The 436-nt window shown below is 63.8% G+C and carries 1 protein-coding gene; it reads right to left on the bottom strand.

The window, feature by feature from the left end; all coding sequences use genetic code 11:
• Positions 1 to 425 (bottom strand): alpha-hydroxy-acid oxidizing protein (locus tag FQ746_RS00035; RefSeq protein ID WP_186310578.1); only part of this gene is annotated, 425 nt, incomplete at its 3' end.
• Between the last annotated feature and the right edge of the window lie 11 nt (positions 426 to 436).

Here is a 436-nt window from a genome sequence, read left to right as displayed (position 1 = left end):
TGGAACCAGGTCCGTGGCGCGGCGTGTGCCACCGTTTCCAGGGGAATCAGCGACGAGCCGCTCATGATCATCGGGATATCGGCGCGTCGGGCTGCCTGCGCCAGGACGAGATCGCCGCGATAGGCGGACAGCGCCGAGATGCCCATCGGCGCGATGCCGAACGGCGCCGACCAGGTATGGCCGAACAGTGTCGTCGACTGTGAGCGCTTGGATACGTCGCGCAACACGCGCGTGATGAACCGGTACTCGGCATACACGCGTTGGTTGTCGTCGAGCGATGCGTTGCGCTCGGCGGCGCCGGCGATATAGCCAAATATGGGGCGGGGGAGATGCCGCTTTGCTGCAAGCTCGAAGTCGTCGAGCGACAGATATCTCGCCAGCGCCTTGTGCGGTTGCCGGGCGGGTGTTCGGTTTACGGTGTTCATGCAAGAATCAT

The organism is Paraburkholderia sp. BCC1886, assembly GCF_900996245.1.
GTDB lineage: Bacteria > Pseudomonadota > Gammaproteobacteria > Burkholderiales > Burkholderiaceae > Paraburkholderia.
The sequence above is the reverse complement of the archived record's forward strand: the minus strand, read 5'-3'. Positions and strand labels throughout refer to the sequence as shown.